The organism is Azohydromonas caseinilytica (assembly GCF_012927045.1).
GTDB lineage: Bacteria > Pseudomonadota > Gammaproteobacteria > Burkholderiales > Burkholderiaceae_C > Azohydromonas > Azohydromonas caseinilytica.
In genome coordinates, this window is sequence record NZ_JABBFW010000006.1 from 307657 (window position 1) to 316228 (window position 8572).

Consider the following 8572-nt stretch of genomic DNA (forward strand, 5'->3'; position numbering starts at 1 on the left):
TCAAGCCACCGACGGTGAAGGCTGCGTCCGAATTGTTTCCTGAAGGCTCGCCATGAACCCGCATCTCGGCCCTACATTGAGGAAATCGTTGCCCCCATGTTGACAATCCCGCGTGCCGCCTCAGACCAGCACCTCCACGCATTCCGGATGCCCCAGGAAGCCCTGCGGGCTGGCCGTGGCGCCGTAGGCGCCGGACTGGAACACCACCACCAGGTCGCCTTCGCCCGCCTCGGGCAGCGCCATGCGCTCGGCCAGCAGGTCCAGCGGCGTGCACAGCGGGCCCACCACCGAGACGCTGTCCGTGGCCGGGGCGTCCATGCGCGTGCCGATGGCCACCGGGTAGTTCTTGCGCAGCACCTGACCGAAGTTGCCCGAGGCCGACAGGTGGTGGTGCAGCCCGCCGTCGGTGACCAGGAACACCTGCCCGCGCGAGACCTTGCGCTCCAGCACCCGCGCCACGTAGATGCCGGCCTCGCCCACCAGGTAGCGGCCCAGCTCCAGCACCAGCGCCGCCTGCGGCAGCTCGCGCGCCGCGCGCTCGGCCAGCGCCCGCAGGTTGTCGGCGATGGGGCCGATGTCCAGCCGCTGCTCGCCGGGGAAGTACGGGATGCCGAAGCCGCCGCCCAGGTTCAGGCTGCGCACCGGCGCGGGCGCATGCTCCGCCAGCCGCAGCGCCAGCTCGTACGACAGGCGCTGCGCCTCGCAGATGGCCTCGGCCTTGAGGTTCTGCGAGCCGGCGAAGAGGTGGAAACCTTCGAAGGCCAAGCCCTCGGGGCGCAGCTCGCGCAGCAGCGCCGGCACCACCTCGGCGTCGATGCCGAAGGGTTTCGCACCGCCGCCCATGCGCATCCCCGAGCCCTTCAACTCGAAGTCGGGGTTGACGCGCACGGCCACGCGCGCGGGCAGGCCCAGGGCCTGAGTGATGCCGGCCAGCTGTCGAAGCTCGCGCGCGGACTCCACGTTGACCAGCACGCCCGCGGCCACGGCCTGGCGCAGCTCGGCCTCGCGCTTGCCGGGGCCGGCGAAGCTGATCTCGCGCGGGTCGGCGCCGGCGTCCAGCGCCACCTGCAGCTCGCCGGCGGAGGCCACGTCGATCCCGTCCACCAGCTGCGCCATCAGCGCCACCAGCGCCGGCATGGGGTTGGCCTTCATGGCGTAGTGCAGCTTCACCGCCGCGGGCAGCGCCGCGCGCAGCTCGGCCGCGCGCGCGCGCAGCAGGCCGCGGTCGTAGGCATAGAACGGGGTGCGGCCCACCCGCTCGGCCAGCCGGCGCAGCGGCCAGCCGTTGACCAGCAGCTCGCCGTCACGGTGGGCGAACTGCGACATGGGGGCGTGGACGGGGGTTTTCATGGTTCTTATGAGGCTCTCGAACCTCGAAAGCCCGTTCGTGCTGAGGTATCGAAGTACGAGCGGGCGCTGCAGCCTGTCGGATTCGCCCTTCGATACCTCAGGGCGAACGGTTTGTGGTGCGTATCGGCTGGCCCGGCGGATCAGCCCTCTTGCTCCTGCCGCTGCGCCCAGCCCGTGGCCAGCGCCTTGCGGTCGATCTTGCCGTTGGCGTTGCGCGGCAGCGGCGCGGGGACGATGTCGATGCCCGCGGGCACCATGTACGCCGGCATGCGCTGCCGGCATTCGGCCAGCAGCGCCGCCACGTCCACGCCCTCGGCGCCCGGCGCCGCGGTGGCGATGACGCGGATGGCCTGCCCCAGCACCGGGTGCGGCACGCCGAAGGCGGCGCACTCGCCCACGCGGCGCGTGGCGTAGAGCAGCTCCTCCACCTCGGTCGGGCTGACGCGGTAGCCGGAGGTCTTGATCATCTCGTCGCGCCGGCCCACGAAGTACAGGAAGCCCTCGGCGTCGCGCGTGACCGTGTCGCCGGAGAACACGGCGACTTCGGGCAGCGGCAGCCCGCCCTCGCGCCCCGCCACGCCCGCGGGCAGCGGCCGGTAGCGCTCGGCGGTCTTGGCCGGGTCGTTCCAGTAGCCCAGGCCGACCAGCGCGCCGCGGTGCACCAGCTCGCCCGGCTCGCCCGGCGCGCACTCGCTGCCGTCCTCGCGCAGCACCAGGATCTCGGCATTGGGAATGGCCTTGCCGATGGAGTCGGGGCGGCGCTCCACCTCCTCCGGCGGCAGGTAGGTGGAGCGGAAGGCCTCGGTCAGCCCGTACATCAGGAACGGCTTCGCATGCGGCACCCGCTGGCGCAGCAGCGCCAGCGTCTCGCGCGGCATGCGCCCGCCGGTGTTGGCGAAGTAGCGCAGGTGCGCGCCGAGGGCTTGGGGCCACTCCAGCGCCGCGAGCTGGATGTAGAGGGGCGGCACGGCGGTCAGGCCCGTCACGCGCTCGCGCGCCATGCACTTGAGCACGTCGCGCGGCAGCAGCCAGTTCAGCAGCTCCACGCGCGCGCCGGCATGGAAGGCGGTGGTGAGCTGGCTGAAGCCGGCGTCGAAGGACAGCGGCAGCGCCGCCAGCAGCGTGTCGTGCGGGCCGTTGTCCAGGTAGGAGGCCACGCTGGCCGCGCCGGCAACCAGGTTGCGGTGCGACAGCACCACGCCCTTGGGCCGGCCGGTGCTGCCGGAGGTGTAGAGGATGGCGGCCATGTCGGCGTCGATGACGCGGTGGCCGGCGCGCGCACTCGCCTGCAGCAGCGCGTCCCAGGAGGTGAGCGTCAGGCCTGGCGGCAGCGCCAGGCCGGGCGGCACGGCGCCGGTGAGCACGACGTGGCGCAGGTCCGGGCAGTCCGCCAGCGCCTGCAGCAGCAGCGGCAGCCGCTGCGGCGAGGTCACCAGCACGCGCACGTTGCAGTCGGCCAGGATGAAGCTCACCTGCGCGGGCTTGAGCAGCGGGTTCAGCGGCACGAACACGCCGCCGGCCGCCGGCGCGCCGAAGCTCGCCACCACGGTCTCGAAGCGCTTTTCCAGCCAGATGCCCACGCGCTCGCCGCGCCGCAGGCCCAGTGCCAGCACCCCGGCGGCAAAGCCCTGCACCTGGGCGTGCAGCGTGGCGTAGTCCAGCACCTGGCCGCCGCAGCTCAGGGCCGGCGCGGCGGGCGCGCGCTGCGCGGCGCGGGTGATCAATTCGGGCAACAGGACAGCATCGGGCATGCGCAAGACTTCGCGTTTCAGCAGGGGACGGCCCGTGCCGGGCCTGCGTGCCGGGCTCCGCGCAGCGCCTCGCGGCCGGGCTCCCGTTCACGCGCCGGCGGCACCAGCATTTCGAGAAAAAAACTTGAAAGTATCCAACGGCCGGGCCGATTTTCATATGCCCGACTCAATGCAAAATAGAATGTCGAATGCTTCCGTGCCGCGCCCGCGCCGCCACGGAACGCTTGCGCAGCCCGCAGTCACCTGCCGCGGCGGCCCAATCCGAGCGCGATCCACTCCCACTCCAGGCCTCGGCCCCCGTCGCGGGCGCCCGGGGCCGTGCGTCGAAGGACATTTGCATGGACACCGAACAACAAGTGCTCGGCTTGCTCGACGAGCTGCTCGGCCTGAACGGGCGCAGCGCCGGCTTCACCCGCGACACGCCGCTGCTGGGCGCCCTGCCCGAGCTCGATTCCATGGGCGTGGTGGCGCTGCTGGGCGGGCTGGAGGAGCGCTTCGGGCTGGTGGTGGCCGACGACGACATCGAGGGCGCCACCTTCGCCACCGTGGGCACGCTGACGGATTTCGTCGCCGCGCGCCTGGGCAGCGTCGCGGCCTGAGCCGCGCTTGCCCTTGCGCCACCCGGCCCACCCTGCCGCCTTGACCTCCTTCCCCCCAGAGCCTGCACGGCCCTGCTTCATGGGCCACGGCCCGGAGCGGCGCTTCTGGCTGCACCACCCGCCCCAAGGCGGCGCGGCGCGGGCACGGGTGCTGTACCTGCACCCGCTGGCCGAGGAGATGAACCGCAGCCGGCGCATGGCCGCGCTGCAGGCGCGCGCGCTGGCCGCCGCGGGTTGCGAGGTGCTGCAGCCGGACCTGCGCGGCTGCGGCGACAGCGCCGGCGAGTTCGCCGAGGCCTCCTGGCAGGGCTGGATCGAGGACGCGCTGGAGGGCTGCCGCTGGCTGCAGCAGCGCCCCGGCGCGGCGCCGCTGTGGCTGTGGGGCCTGCGCGCCGGCGCGCTGCTGGCCGCCGAGGTGGCGCGCGCGCTGCCCTCGCCCGCCCAGCTGCTGCTGTGGCAAGCGCCGGCCAGCGGCCGCATCGTGCTGCAGCAGTTCCTGCGGCTGCGCCTGGCCCAGGCCCTGTGCATCAAGGGCGAGGCCGCCACCCTGATGAAGTCGCTGCGCGCGCAGCTCGACGCCGGCACGCCGGTGGAGGCCGCCGGCTACGTGCTCTCGCCGGCCCTGGCGCGCGGGCTGGACGCCGCGACGCTGGCGCCGCCTGCGCCGGCCGGGCGGCTGGTGTGGCTGGAGGTCGGCGGCACCGAGCCCGGCGAGGTGGCGCCCGCGGCGCACCCCACGCTGACCGCCTGGCGCGCCGCGGGCTGGAACGTGCTCGCGCAGCGCGTGCCCGGCCCCGCGTTCTGGGTCACGGCCGAAACCGAAACCGCGCCGGCGCTGTTGCAGGCCTCGCTGCAGGCGCTGCTGGACGAGGTACCCCAATGAACGGCGCCTGGCAGGAGCAGGCCCTGGCGTTCGACTGCCAAGGCCGGCAGCTGATCGGCGTGCTGGCCCTGCCCGAGGTCGGCGCCGTCGACACCGGCGTGGTGATCGTCACCGGCGGCCCGCAGTACCGCGCGGGCAGCCACCGGCTGTTCGTGCGCCTGTCGCGCGCGCTGGCCGGCGCCGGCCACGCCGCGCTGCGCTTCGACCTGCGCGGCATGGGCGACAGCGAGGGCGACTTTCCCGGCTTCGAGCAGCTCACGCCCGACATCGGCGCCGCCATCGACGCGCTGCAGGCCCGCTGCCCGCAGCTGCGCCGCGTGCTGCTGTGGGGGCTGTGCGACGGCGCCAGCGCCGCGCTGCTGTACCTGCACGCCACGCGCGATGCGCGCGTGCGCGGGCTGTGCCTGCTCAATCCCTGGGTGCGCTCGGCGCAGAGCCTGGCGCGCACCCACGTCAAGCACTACTACACGCAGCGGCTGCTGCAGGGCGAGTTCTGGCGCAAGCTGCTGCGCGGCGGCGTCGGTGCCGCGGCGCTGCGCGGCCTGGCGGGCAACCTGCGCGGCGCGCTGGGCCGCCCGCGCGCGGCGCGCGGCGCGGCGCTGTCGTTCCAGCAGCGCATGGCCCAGGCCTGGCAGGGCTTCGACGGCGCCCTGCTGCTGCTGCTCAGCGGCAACGACTACACCGCCAAGGAATTCCTGGACCACGCCGCCAAAGACGCGGCCTGGCGCGAGGCCCTGGCGCATCCGGGGCTGGAACAGGCGCAATGCCCCGCGGCCGACCACACCTTCTCCGGTACCGAAGCCAGCCAGTGGCTGCTGCAGCGCACCTTGTCCTGGGTGAGCGCGCTGGCCGCGCCGCAGGCCGGGCCCGACGCTGCCGCGCCGGCGCCGCCGCGCGCGCTGGCCGTGCCGCAGCCCTAGGCCCGTACCGCCGCGGCCGCGCCTCCCGTCCTTTCAGCCCTCCCCGCCATTCCCATGTCGATCCGCAAATCGCTGTTGATCACCAGCATCGACCGCTACGTGAGCCTGTCCATCACCATCGTCTCGACCATGGTGCTGGCCCGGCTGCTCACGCCCAGCGAGGTCGGCGCCTTCTCGGTGGCGATGGTGCTGATCTCGGTCATGTCGATGATGCGCGGCATGGGCGCCGGCCAGTACCTGGTGCAGGAAAAGGAAGTGACCGAGGACCGCATGCGCGCGGTCTGGGCGGTGCAGCTGGGCCTGGGCGTGCTGATGGGCCTGGTGGTGGCGGGCATGGCCGTGCCGGCCGCGCACTTCTACAAGGACGAGCGCGTGCGCGACATCCTGTTCGTGCTGGCGGGCAACTTCCTGATCACGCCCTTCGGCTCGGTGACCTACGTGTGGCTGATGCGCGAGATGCGCTTCGTGCCCCTGGCGCTGATGCAGTTCGCCTACACCGTCACCAACGCGGTGGTGGCGATCTGGCTGGCCTGGAAGGGCTGGGGCGCCATCAGCCTGGCCTGGGGCAACCTCGCCGCCACCGTGGCCAACGCGCTGGTGGCGATGTGCTTCCGCCCCAAGGGCCATCCCTGGATGCCGGGCCTGCGCGAGGTGCCGCGCGTGCTGTCCTTCGGCGCGCGCGTGTCCACGTCGGCGCTGGCCGACACGCTGAGCAAGGGCGCGCCGGAGTTCTTCCTGGGCAACCTGCAAAGCCTCGCCGCCGCGGGCTTCTACTCGCGCGCCGCCGGGCTGGTGTCGCTGTTCCACCGGCTGGTCTTCGACGTGGCCAGCCAGGTGGCCACCACCGACTTCGCCAAGCGCTCGCGCGAGGCGCAGGACGCGCGCGCGCCCTTCCTGCTGAGCATGGCCCACATCACGGTGCTGTGCTGGGCCTTCTCGGCCTTCCTGGCGCTCATGGCCGGGCCGCTGATCCGGGTGCTGTACGGCGCGCAGTGGACCACCTCGGCGCCGCTGGTGAGCTGGCTCTCGGCGGCGCTGGCGGTGAGCGCGCCCGTGGCGTTGTGCCTGGCCGCGCTCACCGGGCTGGGCGCGGCGGCCCAGGTGCTGCGCGCGGGCATGCTCAGCGCCGCCGCCGCCATGCTGCTGGCGCTGGCGGGCGCGTACCTCGGGCTGCAGGCGGTGGCGGTCACGGCGCTGCTGTCCGCCGCCCTGGGCACGGCCTGGTGGCTGCGCTCGGCGCGGCAGGTCGTCGGCTTCGCCTGGAAGGAGCTGGCGGCGGTGCTGCGCCGCAGCGCCGCGGTGGCGCTGGCGGCGTCCATCGGCCCGCTGCTGGCCGTGCTGGTCTACGGCTGGGCCCCCGAGCACACCTGGACAGTGCTGCTGCTGGGCGGCGCCGGTGCCGCCGCCGGCTTCCTGGCCGGCATCGCGCAGTTCGGCCATCCGCTGTTCGACGAGCTGCGCCGGCTGTTCGGCCTGTGGAAAGGCCTCAGCGCGAAGAAATCATGAAATACGGCCCTATTTCATTTGCCTGACCAAAATACTTACCGCCTCAGCAAGCCGCATGCTCTGCCCATGAAATACCCGACGTCTTCCGGCAACGATTTATCGCTGCGCATCGACCTGCTGCGCTACGTGCTGATCGTCGGCATCGTGCTGCTGCACTCGCCGCCTTATGTGCCCATCACCGAGCTGGCAGCGCACCCGACCACTTTCGAATGGACCAGGACGTTTTTCCAGAGCGTCCTGTTCCGGCTCTCGGTACCCATCCTGTCCTGCATTTCCGCCTACCTGTTGTTTTCCGGAAAAACCAGGAGCTACACCGAGATATTGAACAAAAAGGGCAAGACGATCTTCGTTCCGATGCTGTTCTGGAACGCCTTCGCGTTTGCCCTTTTGTATGTGGCCGCCGTGGCTACACACACACCGTCCGAGGTGTACCCGTTCCACCTGGGGACGGCGCTGGACGGCATGCTCGGGCTGACACGTGCGCCCTGGGACTATCCGCTGAACTTCCTGCGCGACCTCCTGGTGCTGCTGCTGCTCACGCCGGTATTGCGGCTGCTGCTGTCGCGCGCGTCCTATTTGGGATTCGCGCTGTGGTTTGTCATATTCTTTTTCGATTTTGATGGCCCCCTGGTCGGCCGGCCCGACATGCCGGTGACTTATGCGCTGGGCGCGCTGGCGGCCGTGCGCCAATGGGACCTCAAACGCCTGGACCGTTTTGCCCGCCCTTGCCTGGTTCTGCTGTTCTTGTTGTGCGCCATCATGCTGGTGAACCGGGTGGCGGACCGGAAATGGTTCACGATATTCACGCCCTTCCTGATTTGGCCCGCGACCAGCCTGGTGGCCAATTCCGCCTTCGTGAAGCGTTGGGCGCCGAAACTGGCCGCGGCCAGTTTCTTCATCTTCCTGTTCCATGCCTTCCCGCTGAAGGCCATCGCCACCGTCCTGGGCAAGGTGCCGTTCGTGCCTTTCGAACTGGCCTGGTTCCTGGCGCCCGCGCTGACGGTCGGGCTCTGCCATCTCCTGTTCAGCGGGCTGAGCCGGCTCTGCCCGCGCGCCCTGGGATGGGTGACGGGCGGCCGCATTGCCCGCGCCGCGCCGCGCGCCCCGGCCGCGGTGCCCGTGCCGCCGACAGGGGTCGCTTCCGCCTCCAAGCAGGGCTGAGCGGCGCTCAGCGCGGCGCCACGCCCCACACCGGCTGGTCGTCGAAGCGGCGCGCCAGCGCCGGGAAGTTGCGCGCCGCGCTCACGCGCCGCCAGGCCTCGGCGGCGCCCTCGGCGCCCTGGTCCACGGCGTAGGACAGCGCCGGCATGAGGTTGCCCCAGTAGCCCGTGGGCGATTCGGGGTAGCCCGTGGCCAGCGGATCGCCGGGATGCGCCCCGGTGGGCAGTTCCAGGGCCCGCGCCACCTCGCCCCACGAGCCGAACCACGGGCCGGCACCGTTCTTCCAGTCCGCGGTCTTGGACTTCGCGAACGGCAGGTTGTACTGGGCGCCGTGCGTGTAGGGGAACTCGCCCGGGCCGCCGCCGCCCAGTCGGCCCGTGACGGCGCGGAACTTCCACTTCA

Annotated in this window: 7 protein-coding genes and 1 pseudogene; 5 read left to right on the forward strand and 3 right to left on the reverse strand. The window is 72.1% G+C overall.

All coding sequences use genetic code 11. The features are described from left to right. Window positions 1–120 precede the first annotated feature (120 nt). Entirely contained in the window at window positions 121–1350 is a 1230-nt protein-coding gene (locus tag HHL10_RS11670) for a pyridoxal-dependent decarboxylase, exosortase A system-associated (RefSeq protein ID WP_205832994.1), read from the reverse strand. A 140-nt stretch (window positions 1351–1490) separates the two neighbouring features. Continuing rightward, window positions 1491–3101 (reverse strand): acyl-CoA ligase (AMP-forming), exosortase A system-associated, encoded by a 1611-nt coding sequence (locus HHL10_RS11675; protein ID WP_169160518.1) that lies wholly within the window; start codon window positions 3099–3101, stop codon window positions 1491–1493. Between the two features lie 338 nt (window positions 3102–3439). Here HHL10_RS11675 and HHL10_RS11680 point away from each other — a divergent pair, with 338 nt between their 5' ends. The 5 genes from HHL10_RS11680 (at window position 3440) to HHL10_RS11700 (ending at window position 8170) form a co-directional block, all read left to right on the forward strand. After that, window positions 3440–3700: an acyl carrier protein gene (locus HHL10_RS11680; protein ID WP_169160519.1), complete on the forward strand. Its 261-nt coding sequence runs from the start codon at window positions 3440–3442 to the stop codon at window positions 3698–3700. 79 nt (window positions 3701–3779) lie between these two features. Next, window positions 3780–4583, forward strand: coding sequence for a hydrolase 2, exosortase A system-associated (locus HHL10_RS11685; RefSeq protein ID WP_169160520.1), 804 nt, complete (start codon window positions 3780–3782; stop codon window positions 4581–4583). Further along, window positions 4580–5503 carry a hydrolase 1, exosortase A system-associated gene (locus tag HHL10_RS11690; RefSeq protein ID WP_169160521.1) on the forward strand — a complete coding sequence of 308 codons (924 nt, stop codon included), beginning with the start codon at window positions 4580–4582 and terminating at the stop codon, window positions 5501–5503. The genes HHL10_RS11685 and HHL10_RS11690 overlap by 4 nt, the downstream gene beginning before the upstream one ends. A 54-nt stretch (window positions 5504–5557) precedes the next feature. After that, window positions 5558–7009 carry an oligosaccharide flippase family protein gene (locus HHL10_RS11695; RefSeq protein ID WP_169160522.1) on the forward strand — a complete coding sequence of 484 codons (1452 nt, stop codon included), beginning with the start codon at window positions 5558–5560 and terminating at the stop codon, window positions 7007–7009. A 66-nt stretch (window positions 7010–7075) separates the two neighbouring features. Then, a complete protein-coding gene (locus HHL10_RS11700; protein WP_169160523.1) occupies window positions 7076–8170 on the forward strand; it encodes an acyltransferase family protein in 1095 nt (364 codons plus the stop codon). Between the two features lie 7 nt (window positions 8171–8177). Here HHL10_RS11700 and HHL10_RS11705 read toward each other — a convergent pair. Then, window positions 8178–8572 (reverse strand): annotated as a pseudogene (locus HHL10_RS11705) (hypothetical protein); the annotation flags it as partial.

Bases quoted from the DNA above. Each gene is read 5' to 3' on its own strand.
- HHL10_RS11670 (WP_205832994.1), bottom strand. From the start codon at position 1,350: ATGAAAACCCCCGTCCACGCCCCCATGTCGCAGTTCGCCCACCGTGAC.
- HHL10_RS11675 (WP_169160518.1), bottom strand. From the start codon at position 3,101: ATGCCCGATGCTGTCCTGTTGCCCGAATTGATCACCCGCGCCGCGCAG.
- HHL10_RS11680 (WP_169160519.1), top strand. From the start codon at position 3,440: ATGGACACCGAACAACAAGTGCTCGGCTTGCTCGACGAGCTGCTCGGC.
- HHL10_RS11685 (WP_169160520.1), top strand. From the start codon at position 3,780: ATGGGCCACGGCCCGGAGCGGCGCTTCTGGCTGCACCACCCGCCCCAA.
- HHL10_RS11690 (WP_169160521.1), top strand. From the start codon at position 4,580: ATGAACGGCGCCTGGCAGGAGCAGGCCCTGGCGTTCGACTGCCAAGGC.
- HHL10_RS11695 (WP_169160522.1), top strand. From the start codon at position 5,558: ATGTCGATCCGCAAATCGCTGTTGATCACCAGCATCGACCGCTACGTG.
- HHL10_RS11700 (WP_169160523.1), top strand. From the start codon at position 7,076: ATGAAATACCCGACGTCTTCCGGCAACGATTTATCGCTGCGCATCGAC.